Source organism: Brucella sp. NBRC 113783 (genome assembly GCF_040372265.1).
Classification (GTDB): Bacteria; Pseudomonadota; Alphaproteobacteria; order Rhizobiales; family Rhizobiaceae; genus Brucella; species Brucella teleogrylli.
Window position 1 is genome coordinate 881,096 of the sequence record NZ_BAABRX010000002.1, and the last position, 13,547, is coordinate 894,642.

The window sequence follows — 13,547 nt, forward strand, 5'->3', positions numbered from 1 at the left end:
GCCGCGGTTAAACCCGCGGCCTTTCCATCTGTAGATACTCAGGCACGCAGCAGGAGACTTCATCGTTGAACTGGCTGACGGACTATAAAATTCCGGTTGGACCGACTGCAAAGACGGTCGTTGACTGGCTGACGAACAATATGGGTGGCTTTTTCGACCTGCTGGCAGCGGTCATGCAAAGCATGATCGACGCCCTGCTTTTCGTCCTGAAACTGCCGCACCCGCTGCTGCTGATCGCCATATTCGCAGTGATTGCCTGGCTGATCCAGCGCCGCATTTCGGTGGTCGTGCTGACGATCCTGGGCTTTCTGTTCATTCTCAATCAGGGTTACTGGGACCGCACGCTGGAAACGCTGACGCTTGTGCTTTCGTCCTGTGTTCTCTGCATGGCCATCGGCGTTCCGCTCGGCATTGCCGCAGCGCATCGTCCGACGCTTTACGCGGCCATGCGACCGGTGCTCGATCTGATGCAGACGCTGCCCACCTTCGTCTATCTGATCCCGGCCATCGTCTTTTTCGGCATTGGCATGGTGCCCGGCCTGCTCGCCACAGCCATTTTCGTTCTGCCCGCGCCGGTGCGTCTGACACATCTCGGCGTTTCGTCCACGCCATCCTCCTTGATCGAAGCTGGCGAAGCCTTCGGCGCTTCCCGGTCCCAGCTTCTCTGGAAGATTGAGCTGCCCTATGCCATGCCGCAAATTCTGGCGGGCCTGACCCAGACGATCATGCTGTCGCTTTCGATGGTGGTTATCGCCGCTCTCGTGGGGGCCGATGGTCTTGGCGTTCCGGTCGTCCGCGCGCTGAACTCGGTCAACACCGCGCTCGGCTTCGAGGCTGGCCTTGTCATCGTCGTGGTCGCCATTGTGCTCGACCGCATCTTCCGCGCTGGGCGCGAGAAATAGGAGATCGCGGATGACCATTATCGCAATTGAAGATGTCTGCATCATTTTCGGCAAGAACACGGATAATGCGCTGGCGCTTGCTGATCGCGGTGCAACGCGATCCCAGATTCAGGCCGAAACCGGCCATGTTCTGGGTGTGCACAACTGCACGCTGAATATCGAGGAAGGCGAAATCCTTGTTCTGATGGGCCTGTCCGGTTCCGGCAAGTCCACGCTGCTGCGCGCCATCAACCGGCTCAACCCGATTTCGCGCGGCCGCGTCACGGTGCGGGATGGCGACCGGGGCATCGACGTCGGCAAGGCGGATCGCAACACGCTGCGCCATCTGCGCACCGAACTTGTTTCGATGGTCTTTCAGCAATTCGGCCTGCTGCCCTGGCGCACCGTCGAGGAGAATGTCGCCTTCGGGCTGGAAATCTCCGGTATGGGCAAAGAAGAGCGCACTTCCAAGGCCCGCCAGCAGCTCGAACTAGTCGGGCTTCAGGACTGGGCCAAGCGAAAGGTCGGTGAATTATCCGGCGGCATGCAGCAGCGCGTCGGTCTCGCCCGCGCCTTTGCCACCGGCGCGCCGATCCTGCTGATGGACGAACCCTTCTCGGCGCTTGATCCGCTGATCCGCACGCGGTTGCAGGACGAGCTTCTGGCCTTCCAGTCGCGCTTAAAGAAAACCATTGTCTTCGTCAGTCACGATCTTGATGAGGCCATGAAGATCGGCAATCGCATCGCCATTATGGAGGGTGGGCGCATCGTGCAATGCGGAACGCCGCAGGAAATCCTGCTGCAACCCGCCGACCAGTATGTCGCCGATTTCGTCGCTCACATGAATCCGCTTGGCGTGCTGCGCGCGGGCGATATCATGACGCCGTTCGACCGTAACGCCGCCCCTCGCCCCTTTGCGGCCACAGCGCGACGGGAAACGCTGGTGCGCGAGCTGATGAATGCCGTTGCCGACAGCAGCGGCGATGTCGGCATCGTCGAGAATGGCAACATCATCGGAAAGGTCGCGGCCGATGATATCGTCCGGGCGCTCGCCTGGCACCAACAACGCGCTGGCTGAACAAACAAAAACGCCGCCCTTTACAGGCGGCGTTTTTGTTTCAGGATTTGCGGTAACCCGTTAAGCCTGTGCGGCCTGTCTGGCGGCGGCACGCGCCTCGACGCGGGCGCGAATGGCATCCACATCCGCACGCGGCGTCGCGGCAAACAGCTTCTTCGTATAATCGTGCTGCGGATTGTTGAACACGTCGTCACGCGACCCGTATTCAACCACCTCACCAAAATACATCACCATCACCTCGTCAGCGATATAGCGCACCACCGAAAGGTCGTGGCTGATGAAGACATAGGTGAGACCGAACTCTTCCTGCAGGTCGGACAACAGGTTCAGCACCTGCGCCTGCACCGACAGATCGAGCGCAGAAACCGGCTCGTCGAGAATCAGCAGCTTCGGATTGAGCATCAGCGCGCGCGCAATGGCGATACGCTGGCGCTGGCCGCCCGAGAACATATGCGGATAGCGGTTGAAGTGCTCGCGACCGAGACCAACCTTCAACAACATCTGCATCGCCTTGGCGCGACGCTCTTCCGCCGACATATTCGTGTTCAGTAGCAGCGGTTCGGCCAGCACATCGCCGATCTTCTGGCGTGGATTGAGCGAACCGTAAGGATTCTGGAACACGATCTGCACCTTCTGGCGCATTTCGGCGGTCAGCCCGTCACGAGCGATGTTCACATCCTTGCCGCCGATCATCAGATCGCCGGAAGTCTGCGGATCGATCATGGTGAGGATGCGCGCCAGTGTGGACTTGCCGCAACCCGATTCGCCAACGATTGCCAGCGTCTTGCCCTTTTCGAGCTTGAAGCTGACGCCCTTGACGGCATGAACCACCTTCGGCTTGCCGAACAGGCCGCCGCCGACATGGTAATCGCGCTTGATATCGCGCGCTTCGAGAACGATCTCGCTCATCGCGCTTCTCCTGCACTGGTCTCGTCAAAAGCGAAATCCGACACCGTCGGCAGACGGTCGCCTGTGGCATTTTCCGGCAGAGCCGACAGAAGCGCGCGCGTGTAAGGGCTTTTCGGTGCGGAAAACAGCGACAGCACGTCGGCGTCCTCCATCTTGTGACCTTTATACTGCACGATGACACGATCCGCCGTTTCAGCGACGACACCCATATCGTGGGTGATCATGATCAGGCCCATGCCATGCTCCACCTGAAGCCGCATCAGCAGATCGAGGATCTGCTTTTGGATCGTCACGTCGAGAGCCGTGGTCGGCTCATCAGCGATCAGTAGCTTCGGATTGCAGGCAATCGCGATAGCAATCATAACACGCTGGCACTGGCCGCCCGACATCTGATGCGGGAAGCTGCCGAGACGCTCAGAGGCATCGCGGATTCCAACCAGTTCGAGAAGCTCGATCGCGCGAGCACGGCTCGCCGAACCATTCATGCCCATATGCTGCCTGAGCGCTTCTTCAAGCTGATAACCGACCGTGAAGCACGGATTGAGGCTCGCAACAGGCTCCTGAAAGATCATCGAAATGTCGCGACCAATGATCTGGCGGCGCTCCGAACTGGAAAGCGTGCGCAAATCCTTGCCGTCGAACGACATCTTGTCCGCCGTCACGGTCGCGGTCTTGGGCAGAAGGCCCATCACTGCGAGCATGCCGACCGACTTGCCCGAACCGGACTCGCCGACAATGGCCAGAACTTCGCCCTTGTCGACCGTGATATCGATGCCATCGACCGCCTTGAAAGGACCAGTCGAAGTATCGAACGAAACCGTAAGGTTCTTGATTTCAAGCAAAGCCATCGATCAGCTCCTCTTGAGTTTCGGGTCAAGCGCATCGCGCAGACCGTCGCCGATCAGATTGATGGCGAGAACAGTGATCAGGATTGCCAGACCCGGGAAGGTCACAATCCACCAGGCGCTGGTGATGAACTCGCGCGCCGATGCGAGCATGGTGCCCCATTCCGGCGTTGGCGGCTGTGCGCCCATGCCAAGGAAGCCCAATGCCGCCACGTCGAGGATGGCGTTGGAAAACGACATCGTCGCCTGCACCACGAGGGGCGCGAGACAGTTCGGCAGGATGGTCTTGAACATCAGGCGCAGCCTGCTTGCTCCGGCAAGCTTGGCCGCGGTCACGTATTCGCGTTCCTTTTCCGCCATGACGGCGGCGCGGGTGAGACGAGAAAAATGCGGCAGCAAGACAAGCGTGATCGCAAGCACGGCATTGATGAGGCCCGGTCCCAGAATAGCCACCAGAACCAGCGCCAGCAGCAGCGACGGGAATGCCAGGATCACGTCCATGATGCGCATGAACACCGTATCGACGCCGCCACCGAAATAGCCGGTGATGAGGCCGATGGTGATGCCGAGGCACATCGAAATGATGACGATGACGAAACCGACCAGCAGCGAATATTGTGCGCCATAGATCAGGCGGGACAGAATATCACGGCCCACCTCATCCGTTCCAAGCAGGAACTGGGTCGAACCGCCTTCCTGCCAGAAAGGCGGCAGCTTGATGTAGTCGCGGAACTGATCGACAGGACTATGCGGTGCAATGACCGGCGCCAGAATGGCCACGAGAATGACCGCCATGAAGACGTAGAGGCCGATAACCGCGCCGCGATTGACGCTGAAATAGAACCAGAAATCCTTCAGCGCGCGCATCTTGCCGATGTCGTTTGCGGCTTCCGGCTGAATAGCTGAGTGTGTCATGATACCCTCACTTATGCCGGATACGCGGATTGATCAGGCCGTACAGCAGATCGACCACCAGATTGACCACCATGATAATGGCGGCAATCAGCAGCAGACCGCTCTGCACGACCGGATAGTCGCGGCGGAAAATGGAATCGAGCATCCATTTTCCGATGCCAGGCCAGGAGAAGATGGTCTCCGTCAGGATCGCACCGGCCATCAGCACACCGACCTGCAAGCCGATTGTCGTGATGACGGGGATCATGGCGTTGCGCAGCGCGTGAATGCCCACGACGCGGCGCGTCGGCAGACCCTTGGCGCGGGCGGTGCGCACATAGTCCTCACCCAGCACTTCCAGCATCGCCGAGCGCGTCTGGCGCGCAATGACCGCGAGCGGAATGGTCGCCAGCACGATGGTCGGCAGGATGAGATGCGAGACCGCCGAAAGGAACGCGCCCTTCTGGTCCGACATCAGGCTGTCGATCAGCATGAAACCCGTCACCGACGGGAAGAAATAGAGGAGCGAAATGCGGCCTGAAACCGGCGTCCACTGCAATATGCCCGAGAAGAAGATGATGAGCAAAAGCGCCCACCAGAAAATCGGCATCGAGTAACCAACCAGGGAAATGCCCATGAGGCCCTGATCGAACCAGGAACCGCGCTTGACGGCGGCGATGACGCCTGCCGGAATGCCAAGGCAGATCGCCACAATGATCGCGCAGATCGACAGCTCTACCGTAGCTGGAAACAGCGTGAAAAATTCAACGAGAACGGGCTTCTTGGTCACCAGAGACTGGCCAAAATCGCCGTGCAGCAGGTTCCAGACATAATCCAGATATTGCTGCCAGATGGGGCGGTCAAAGCCGAGCTGCGCCATCAGTTCTGCATGGCGTTCCGGGCTGACGCCGCGCTCGCCTGCCATCAGCAGGACGGGATCGCCGGGCAGGACCCGGACGAAAGCGAAAGCAACGATCGTGATGCCAATGAAGGTCGGCACCAGATAGATGAGTTTGTTTAATATAAAACGAAACATACAAAAACTCCGACCGGGTGCGGAGGAACCCTCCACACCCGGCCGCTGGTGTTGTTAGACTTTACTCGGAGATATCGACATCTTCGAAGCGATAGTCACCAAGCGGGCTCTGCTTGAAGCCCGTAACCTTGGCCGACATCGGCACGAAGACCGTCGAGTGAGCGATGGTGTTCCAAGGAGCCTGCTCCTTGAAGATCACCTGCGCTTCTTCGTAAAGCTTGGTGCGTTCTTCCTGACTGGTCGAAACCTTGGCCTTCTGGATCAGGTCTTCGAACGGCTTGTAGCACCACTGGGCGCGGTTGTTGTTGCCAACGCCGGCGCAGCCGAGAAGCGTGCCCATGAAGTTGTCCGGATCGCCATTGTCACCGGTCCAGCCGAGGATGACGGAACCGTCGCGGTCCTTGTCGGACGACTTCTTGAGGTATTCGCCCCATTCCATCGAAACGATTTCGGCGCTGACGCCAACCTTGGCAAGATCGGACTGCATGAGTTCGGCAGTACGACGAGCGTTCGGCATGTACGGACGGCTGACAGGCATCGCCCACAGCTTCATCTTGAGATCCTTGACGCCAGCGGCTTCAAGAGCCTTCTTGGCAGCTTCCGGATCGTACTTGTCGTCTTCGACCTTGTCGTTATAGCCCCACATTGTCGGCGGGATCGGGTTCTTGGCAACCTGGCCCTGACCCTGGAACACGGCATCGACGATGGCCTGCTTGTTGATAGCCTGGTTCAGGGCCTTGCGGACTTCCGGCTTATCGTAAGGCGCCTTCAGCGTGTTATACGCGAAGTAAGCCACGTTCAGGCCAGCCTGTTCGTCAACCTTGAGGTTGGAATCGGCCTGAAGGCCCTTGATGTCAGCCGGAGCCGGATAGGACATCAGGTGGCATTCGCCAGCCTTCAACTTCTGCGCGCGCACAGCTGGATCGGTCGTGATTGCGAAGACGAGATCGTCGATCTTCGGCTTGCCACCCCAATAGTCGGGATTGGCCTTGAAGCGAACGACGGCGTCCTTCTGGTAGGCGACGAACTGGAACGGGCCAGTGCCGACCGGAATCTGATTGAGATCGTCCTTCTTGCCGTCGGCAGCCAGCTTGTCGGTGTATTCCTTCGAGATGATCGAAGCGAAAGGCATCGAGATATTGGCGAGGAACGGTGCTTCCGGACGGTTCAGCACGAACTTGACGGTGTAATCGTCAACCTTGACGATGTCCTTGATCAGCGCGCCCATTTCCATGCTGTCGAAATACTCGTAGGTGATCCCTGCGGTATACTGGTGCCATGGATTGTCCTTGTTGCGCATGCGATCGAACGAGAAGATCACGTCATCCGCATTGAATTCGCGGGTCGGCGTGAAATAGTCGTTCGAATGGAACTTCACGCCCTTGCGCAGATGGAAGGTGTATTCCAGACCGTCGCTGGAAACGTCCCAGCTTTCAGCGAGACCCGGCACAACCTTGGTCGTTCCGTTCTCGAATTCGGCAAGACGATTATAAACCGGATGCGCAGACGCATCGAACGTGTCACCGCCCGTATATGCCGCCGGATCGAAGCCTTCTGGCGATGCCGGAGAGCAATACACAAAAGTCTTTGCCGAAGCAGCACCGCTCATAAGAGCCACCAGCGCGGTTGCAGCCAGGAGTGTTTTGTACATTTTCATTTATTGTCCGCCTCCACGGAAAAGTGTGCCGCGCGCGCCCCATTGCCCGCAGCCTGGCCTATCGAAACGCTTGGTTCCCCACTTTGCAAGCGCAATTGTTAGAACCAGTTCACATTCTTATGCGTTTATCACCTATATTTTTAGATTTTAATTTCTTCAAATTGCCATATTGCGGAATATTGCGCTAAAGGCGGTCAAATCATAATATTATTTGCGCAAATTTTCGCATAACGTCACGCAGCGGTTGCACGGCATCTTTGGAATCGCTGAAATTGCGGGCAATATCAGTGCGCAGGCCTGTTCCATTGTGCAGAAACCAGCTAATAGCGGATTATCATACTCAAGTTTATGACAGCGCGATGAACCAGACCAAAGAGCCAATCGATTCTCCCATCAGGCCGACAACGCCGGAAGCCATTCAGCTGGCAAAGACGCTGATGCGCACGGCGCGTTATGGCGCGCTGGCAGTGCTGGATGCGAAAACAGGTCGCCCGCTGGCAAGCCGCGTTGCAGTCGCGACCGACACGGACGGCACGCCGCTCATTCTGGTTTCGGGGCTGGCCGCGCACACGCCGGGCCTCATCGCCAATCCCGCCTGCTCTCTGCTGCTGGGCGAACCCGGCAAGGGCGACCCGCTTGCCCATCCGCGCATTACGTTGCATTGCGACGCCGAAAGGGTCGAGCGGACAGCGGATGATTATCCACGCCTGCGCCGCCGCTATCTCAACCACAATCCAAAAGGCGCGCTTTATGTCGATCTTGGCGACTTCGCGTTCTTCCGCATGAATGTGCTTGGCGCCAGCCTGAATGGCGGCTTCGGCAAAGCCTTCATCCTCGCAACCGAGGACCTGATCTGTCCCGCAGCCACCGCCGAAAGTATAGCTCCCAACGAACAGGACATTCTTGATAGTGTCAAAGAAAACGGAGAAGATGCCATCGCTGCCCGCATCAGCCAGATGACCGGCACAGCGACTAGGCCGTTGAAGGTGGTGGGGATAGACCCCGATGGTCTCGACATCGCAGCTGGCAATGAGATCGTTCGACTCCCCTTCTCGCGGAGCTGCGCCAGCGCAGCCGAAGTGCGCGCAGAACTGCTAAAAATGACCGCCTCGCCCGCCTGAAACGGATTCATGCTCTTTTTGGGACAAATTTGCGCGATTTAAACATGGGCGAATTTAAGCAAGGTCTTTTCAAACCAAATACCAACCATTAAATTTGACCTGCGTGTTCCAAAATGGAAACGTCATTTGAACCTACCAGCGGTCTTACGGGGGTATGACAGCAGATGAATAAAGAACATACTTTTTGTGATTTAACAGAAAATGCAGATCAGGCAGCAGATTTTCTTTCAGCACTCGCAAACAACAAGCGACTATTGATTTTATGCAAGCTGCTACACAATGAAATGTCTGTTGGCGCGCTCGCCAAAGCCATTGACCTCAGTCAGTCGGCTTTGTCGCAGCATCTGGCCAAATTACGGGCTCTCGACCTTGTTTCGACCCGACGCGATGCCCAGACCATTTACTACATGGTTTCGTCACCGCATATCGAGTTGATGTTGTCGACGCTCTCAAGTCTCTATATGAGTCCGACACCGCGCCGGCAGGAACAGCCGGTATTAGCCATCGCCTAAAGCATGAGGTTACAGCCGTGCAATGAAACAAGAAGATCATTTGCACGGCTGTCTTCAAAGAATAGACGATCCGGCTGACGAACGTCTTTCCCCCTATCGCGACATTCGCGAAAAAGACCTCGTCGGACGCCAGAAGCGTTTCATCGCCGAAGGCAAGGTCGTCATCAATGTGCTGTTCTCTTCCACCGCGCGCTTTGAGACAGAATCGTTGCTCGTGCTGGAAAATCGTCTCGACGGACTGACGGAACAGCTGAAACAGATCCCTGCGGGCACCCCGGTCTATTGCGTGCCGCAGACCGTCATGGATGCCGTCGCGGGCTTTCACGTTCACCGCGGCATTCTCGCCGTTGGTCGCCGCAAGCCGCAGCCGGAATTGGCTGACTTGCTGGCCACGCTTCCGCAACGGTCGCTGGTCACGGTGCTGTGCGGCATATCCAATCACGACAATGTCGGTTCCATTTTCCGCAACGCTGCCGCCTTCGAGGCCGATTGTGTGCTGATGGATGAAACCTGCTGCGATCCGCTTTATCGCAAGGCCATTCGTGTTTCAGTCGGCGCAACGCTGAAAGTACCCTATTTTCATGGCGGGCGTATCGATGAGATTCTTGGTGCGCTCCAAGATGCAGATTTCAACGTGCTGGCGCTGAGCCCGTCGTCGGAAACCAGCATCTATCAGGCAACCGGACTTGATCGTCAGGCGCTGCTGCTTGGCACAGAAGGCGAAGGACTGCCGCAACGGCTTCTGGCGCGTCTGCAGACGGCCCGCATTCCCATGTCGAAGGAATTCGATAGCCTGAATGTCGCCACCGCTTCCGGCATCGCCCTGTCGCGCTTCAGCCGGTTTCAATAATTCGCGCGCAAAGAAAGAGGCGGGCGCTTTCACACCCGCCTTGATGTTTTTCAATCGCTTCTGAAACGAGTCAGGCTGCCGAAGCGTTTGCCGTTCCGGCCACCAGACGGCGCAGCATTTCTTCCGCCTGCGGTTCGCGTTCGGACCGGCCAATGAAGCCGCCGCCGAAGACGCGTGCCGTATTGCTTTCGTCGGAATAAAGCACGCAGGCCTGTCCCGGAGCAATACCGCTTTCGCCATCGACCAGTTCAACCCAGGTCTTGCCATCCCCATGACGCAGAACGGCAGGGCGCGGCGGACGCGTGGAGCGAACCTTGGCGAAAACTTCCATTCCACCTTCTGGCAGATCACTGATCGGGCCATCACCCAGCCAGTTGATATCACGCAGGAACACCTTGTGCGTTTCCAGCGCCTCACGCGGACCAACGATGACGCGCGCATTGGCGGCATCGAGATGCACGACATAAAGCGCCTCGCCGGTGGCCACGCCGATGCCGCGGCGCTGGCCGACCGTGTAATGCACAATGCCGTCGTGACGGCCAAGCGTGCGACCGTCGATATGGACGATATCGCCCGGATTGGCTGCTTCCGGCTTCAACCGGGAGATAATGTCGGAATATTTGCCCTGCGGCACGAAGCAGATATCCTGGCTATCCTGCTTCTTGGCAACCGTCAGGCCCATTTCCTCGGCGATTTCACGCACCTGCGCCTTTGGCAGATGGCCGAGCGGGAAACGCAGATAGTCGATCTGCTCCTGCGTGGTCGCAAAAAGGAAATAGCTCTGGTCGCGGTCGGTATCGACGGGACGATAGAGCGAGCGATGCGCACCATTTGCACGGCTGCGAATATAATGCCCGGTCGCCAGAGCGTCGGCGCCAAGATCGCGCGCGGTCTGGAGAAGGTCAGCAAACTTGACCGTCTGGTTACAGGAAACGCATGGGATTGGCGTCTCGCCGCTGACATAGGAATTCGCAAACGGATCGATCACGGCTTCGCGGAAACGCGCTTCGTAATCGAGGACGTAGTGGGGAATGCCGAGGCTTTCCGAAACGCGGCGGGCGTCTTCGATATCCTGTCCTGCACAACAGGAGCCGGCGCGATGAACTGCTGCGCCATGATCATAAAGCTGCAGCGTCACGCCAACGACGTCATAACCTTCACGTTTGAGAATCCCGGCCACAACAGATGAATCGACGCCGCCCGACATGGCGACGACAACGCGCGTGTCTTCCGGCTTTCCCGGCAGATCGAGGCTGTTCAGGCTCATGATTGATTCCAGCTTCCGGGCATGCGCCCTGCTTCTCGAAATTCAGATTTCTAAGGCCTATATAGGCGAAACTGCGGCAATTTGCCAAGGTGTCGCAGAATAAACATTGGTCGAATTGCGACCCGGCCCCCCACACTTCCCCGTGAAATTCGCAGAAAAATGGCCGAATTGCTTCGGTCGGCTCATTTTTCGTCAAAATTTTTTCAAGTGTTACCAGAGTGTTACCGGCGGTTTAGGTAATTTTTAAAGCTGTGGCGCTAGTCTCACACTCGATTAGGTCCTTGAGTGTTGTGTAGAGAGTACAATGACCGATCTGGTAAGACCGCGTATAAAGTATGTAATTGGTCCCGATGGCAGCCCGCTGACCATTGCGGACCTTCCCCCCGCCAATACAAGGCGCTGGGTCATCCGCCGCAAGGCCGAAGTTGTCGCTGCTGTTCGCGGCGGGCTTCTGAGCCTTGAGGAGGCATGCCAGCGTTATACATTGACGGTGGAGGAGTTCCTTGGCTGGCAATCCTCAATCGACGAGCATGGTCTCGCCGGTCTCAGGACGACCAGAATTCAGCAATATCGGCACTGATGGATCGGGCCGGGATTGAACCCTTGTGTTCAATCATCCGCGCCAATCCGGCCTATGGATCTGATAAATTGAAAACCGGCCCACTGGGCCGGTTTTTGTTTGCGCAATTCATTCCTATCACTACAGTTGCAAATTCGTCAGGCCGTGGCGAAAAGAGTGATTTTCGAGTACCGGAGCGGAGCGTACTTCAAGGTACGTGAGCACCGGAACGCAGAAAATTGCTCTTTGCAGTCCGGCATCACGAAGAATGCAACTGTAGTGCTATGTTGAAGACTGTATGCGTTCACACTGGAGGATGGCATGAGCGGAAATATCGACATTCGCAAGGAAGACAGTTCCGATGGCGGACGCTATGTGGCGTCGCTGGATGGCAGCGAAGCCGAAATGACCTACACCAGGCTGGGGCCGTCCCTCATTTCCGTCGATCACACGCGCGTGCCGGAAGCGATGCGTGGCAAAGGTGCCGCACAGGCGCTGGCCAAGAACGCTATTCTTGATGCGCGCCGTAATGGCTGGAAAATCATTCCGCGTTGCAGCTTCATGCATGCGCAGGCAACGCGTCACCCCGATTGGTCGGACGTGATCACCAACGGCTGATACGAATCGCCAAACAACAGAAACACCGGCCAGACGCATTTGAAGCATTTCCAGCAAAAGTGCGTAGCGCCTACGCGGGGAAATCAGTCCACTGGACTGATTTCTGGTCCCGCTTCGATGCGCAGGATAATGCGTAAAAACAAATAGATAGTGCGGTTCCACGATTCCGTCTTAATCGTAACCGCTCTGGCCCGGTGTTTTTGAATCAGAATCGGATCAGGGATCGATCAGGCTTTGGGCAATTCCTGAATGCGGCTTGCCAGACTTTTGGAAACGGCTTTGCCATTCTTCACGCTTTGGCCGCCCGCTGTTTCTGCCGCTTGCAGAATGCCATGAATGGGCGAATCGGGGCCTTCCTTTTCAGCGGTTGCAGCGACCATGCGCGCAGCAAGCTCCGCCATTTCTTCGCGAAGAGCTGCATTCTGGCGCATGATCTCCGCCTGATCCGTATCGGTCAGCGCATGGGCCACGGCACCACCACGCGAAAAACGTTCCAGCTTTTCCTGTGCATCCGATAGTTCGGAAATCAGCTTTTCCAGCTTCTGCTGCAAATCGCCATTCCGGCGTTTCTCGCTCTTCAATTCCGTTTGCGCCGAAGTGAGCTGCGTTGAAAGCTCGTTATAGCGGGCAGTTGCTTCCTTACGGTCACGGCGCATTTCTGTCATCTCGCTCGACAAGCGGCCACGTTCGGCCTCGTTAGCGCTTATCTCGATACGCAGCGTATCCGCAAGCCCCTCCAGCGCAGTGTAATGGCTTTGCATTCGTTCTAGCTCGGCTTGCAGGATTTCAGACTTTTCCGATGCCGCCTGCCGGGACGCCCTGGCGTCCGACAGCATCTGATCCTGTTCAGCCAGTTTCTTTTCAATGGCGGACTGGCCTTCCTCAAGCAAGGGAATGCGCTTCAGCTCTTCATATTGGCGGCCAAGCACGACGGCCTGTTCGGCAGCCTTCTGGCGTTCCCGCTTCAACTGCTGCTCCAGCTTGCTGATGGCCACGGCAAATTCGGCGCGCAAACCGTCCTTGTCTGCACGAATTTCCGCAAGCGTAATCGGCAACTCGGCCTGAACCTGCCGTCGCGCCAGAAAGAAAGCGCGCCGCCAGACCGATGGCCCGAGCAGGATCAGGACGAAAACCGTCACAAGAACGCCAAGCAGGAAGAAAAGTGCCGACTGGATCAAGGTTTCACACGAAGTTGAGCTTTTTGCAGCCAAACAGAACCATCAAGCGATGGTAGCGCATAGGGCTGGAATGCGCAAAAGGCTTTCTAGCACCGAAACATTCCGGGTGCAGAACAGCCTTCGCGCAACCAGCAATTCACAA

At 57.3% G+C, this 13,547-nt stretch carries 14 protein-coding genes; 7 read left to right on the forward strand and 7 right to left on the reverse strand.

What is annotated here, in order from left to right:
• Positions 1-65 precede the first annotated feature (65 nt).
• Both choW and choV read left to right on the forward strand, forming a co-directional pair.
• Complete coding sequence (choW, locus tag ABWW11_RS09545) at positions 66-902, forward strand: choline ABC transporter permease subunit (protein ID WP_109369530.1); 837 nt, start codon at positions 66-68, stop codon at positions 900-902.
• A gap of 10 nt (positions 903-912) precedes the next feature.
• Positions 913-1,959: a choline ABC transporter ATP-binding protein gene (gene choV, locus ABWW11_RS09550; protein WP_109369531.1), complete on the forward strand. Its 1,047-nt coding sequence runs from the start codon at positions 913-915 to the stop codon at positions 1,957-1,959.
• A 60-nt stretch (positions 1,960-2,019) separates the two neighbouring features.
• Here the strand turns inward: choV and ABWW11_RS09555 are convergent, their stop codons facing one another.
• The 5 genes from ABWW11_RS09555 to ABWW11_RS09575 all read right to left on the reverse strand — a co-directional run bounded on the left by ABWW11_RS09555 (position 2,020) and on the right by ABWW11_RS09575 (position 7,300).
• Positions 2,020-2,868 (reverse strand): dipeptide ABC transporter ATP-binding protein, encoded by an 849-nt coding sequence (locus ABWW11_RS09555; protein WP_124915830.1) that lies wholly within the window; start codon positions 2,866-2,868, stop codon positions 2,020-2,022.
• Positions 2,865-3,716 carry an ABC transporter ATP-binding protein gene (locus ABWW11_RS09560; protein ID WP_109369533.1) on the reverse strand — a complete coding sequence of 284 codons (852 nt, stop codon included), beginning with the start codon at positions 3,714-3,716 and terminating at the stop codon, positions 2,865-2,867. Before ABWW11_RS09560 ends, ABWW11_RS09555 begins: the two co-directional genes overlap by 4 nt.
• Positions 3,717-3,719: 3 nt before the next feature.
• The gene (locus ABWW11_RS09565) at positions 3,720-4,628 is read right to left on the reverse strand and encodes an ABC transporter permease subunit (protein WP_104756074.1); all 909 of its coding nucleotides are present in this window, start codon (positions 4,626-4,628) and stop codon (positions 3,720-3,722) included.
• A 7-nt stretch (positions 4,629-4,635) separates the two neighbouring features.
• The gene (locus tag ABWW11_RS09570; protein ID WP_109369534.1) at positions 4,636-5,643 is read right to left on the reverse strand and encodes an ABC transporter permease subunit; all 1,008 of its coding nucleotides are present in this window, start codon (positions 5,641-5,643) and stop codon (positions 4,636-4,638) included.
• Positions 5,644-5,704: 61 nt separating this feature from the next.
• Entirely contained in the window at positions 5,705-7,300 is a 1,596-nt protein-coding gene (locus tag ABWW11_RS09575) for an ABC transporter substrate-binding protein (RefSeq protein ID WP_109369535.1), read from the reverse strand.
• A 359-nt stretch (positions 7,301-7,659) separates the two neighbouring features.
• Between ABWW11_RS09575 and ABWW11_RS09580 the strand changes: the two genes are divergently transcribed.
• The 3 genes from ABWW11_RS09580 (at position 7,660) to ABWW11_RS09590 (ending at position 9,783) form a co-directional block, all read left to right on the forward strand.
• Positions 7,660-8,421, forward strand: a complete 762-nt coding sequence (locus tag ABWW11_RS09580) for a HugZ family pyridoxamine 5'-phosphate oxidase (RefSeq protein ID WP_109369536.1) — start codon at positions 7,660-7,662, stop codon at positions 8,419-8,421.
• A 164-nt stretch (positions 8,422-8,585) separates the two neighbouring features.
• Positions 8,586-8,933: an ArsR/SmtB family transcription factor gene (locus ABWW11_RS09585; protein WP_109369537.1), complete on the forward strand. Its 348-nt coding sequence runs from the start codon at positions 8,586-8,588 to the stop codon at positions 8,931-8,933.
• A gap of 22 nt (positions 8,934-8,955) precedes the next feature.
• Positions 8,956-9,783, forward strand: coding sequence for a TrmH family RNA methyltransferase (locus tag ABWW11_RS09590; protein WP_109369538.1), 828 nt, complete (start codon positions 8,956-8,958; stop codon positions 9,781-9,783).
• Positions 9,784-9,853: 70 nt separating this feature from the next.
• Here the strand turns inward: ABWW11_RS09590 and mnmA are convergent, their stop codons facing one another.
• Positions 9,854-11,050, reverse strand: a complete 1,197-nt coding sequence (gene mnmA / locus ABWW11_RS09595) for a tRNA 2-thiouridine(34) synthase MnmA (protein ID WP_180917913.1) — start codon at positions 11,048-11,050, stop codon at positions 9,854-9,856.
• Between the two features lie 304 nt (positions 11,051-11,354).
• Here mnmA and sciP point away from each other — a divergent pair, with 304 nt between their 5' ends.
• Both sciP and ABWW11_RS09605 read left to right on the forward strand, forming a co-directional pair.
• Positions 11,355-11,630 carry a CtrA inhibitor SciP gene (gene sciP, locus ABWW11_RS09600; protein WP_010659559.1) on the forward strand — a complete coding sequence of 92 codons (276 nt, stop codon included), beginning with the start codon at positions 11,355-11,357 and terminating at the stop codon, positions 11,628-11,630.
• A 300-nt stretch (positions 11,631-11,930) separates the two neighbouring features.
• The gene (locus ABWW11_RS09605; protein WP_109369539.1) at positions 11,931-12,227 is read left to right on the forward strand and encodes a GNAT family N-acetyltransferase; all 297 of its coding nucleotides are present in this window, start codon (positions 11,931-11,933) and stop codon (positions 12,225-12,227) included.
• 227 nt (positions 12,228-12,454) lie between these two features.
• On the opposite strand, the gene ABWW11_RS09610 is transcribed toward ABWW11_RS09605, so the two are convergent.
• The gene (locus ABWW11_RS09610) at positions 12,455-13,381 is read right to left on the reverse strand and encodes a hypothetical protein (RefSeq protein WP_319080632.1); all 927 of its coding nucleotides are present in this window, start codon (positions 13,379-13,381) and stop codon (positions 12,455-12,457) included.
• Positions 13,382-13,547: the final 166 nt, after the last annotated feature.

Excerpts from the sequence above, each read along its gene's own strand:
- choV (WP_109369531.1), top strand. The coding sequence starts at position 913 with ATGACCATTATCGCAATTGAAGATGTCTGCATCATTTTCGGCAAGAAC.
- ABWW11_RS09555 (WP_124915830.1), bottom strand. The coding sequence starts at position 2,868 with ATGAGCGAGATCGTTCTCGAAGCGCGCGATATCAAGCGCGATTACCAT.
- ABWW11_RS09560 (WP_109369533.1), bottom strand. The coding sequence starts at position 3,716 with ATGGCTTTGCTTGAAATCAAGAACCTTACGGTTTCGTTCGATACTTCG.
- ABWW11_RS09565 (WP_104756074.1), bottom strand. The coding sequence starts at position 4,628 with ATGACACACTCAGCTATTCAGCCGGAAGCCGCAAACGACATCGGCAAG.
- ABWW11_RS09570 (WP_109369534.1), bottom strand. The coding sequence starts at position 5,643 with ATGTTTCGTTTTATATTAAACAAACTCATCTATCTGGTGCCGACCTTC.
- ABWW11_RS09575 (WP_109369535.1), bottom strand. The coding sequence starts at position 7,300 with ATGAAAATGTACAAAACACTCCTGGCTGCAACCGCGCTGGTGGCTCTT.
- ABWW11_RS09580 (WP_109369536.1), top strand. The coding sequence starts at position 7,660 with ATGAACCAGACCAAAGAGCCAATCGATTCTCCCATCAGGCCGACAACG.
- ABWW11_RS09585 (WP_109369537.1), top strand. The coding sequence starts at position 8,586 with ATGAATAAAGAACATACTTTTTGTGATTTAACAGAAAATGCAGATCAG.
- ABWW11_RS09590 (WP_109369538.1), top strand. The coding sequence starts at position 8,956 with ATGAAACAAGAAGATCATTTGCACGGCTGTCTTCAAAGAATAGACGAT.
- mnmA (WP_180917913.1), bottom strand. The coding sequence starts at position 11,050 with ATGAGCCTGAACAGCCTCGATCTGCCGGGAAAGCCGGAAGACACGCGC.
- sciP (WP_010659559.1), top strand. The coding sequence starts at position 11,355 with ATGACCGATCTGGTAAGACCGCGTATAAAGTATGTAATTGGTCCCGAT.
- ABWW11_RS09605 (WP_109369539.1), top strand. The coding sequence starts at position 11,931 with ATGAGCGGAAATATCGACATTCGCAAGGAAGACAGTTCCGATGGCGGA.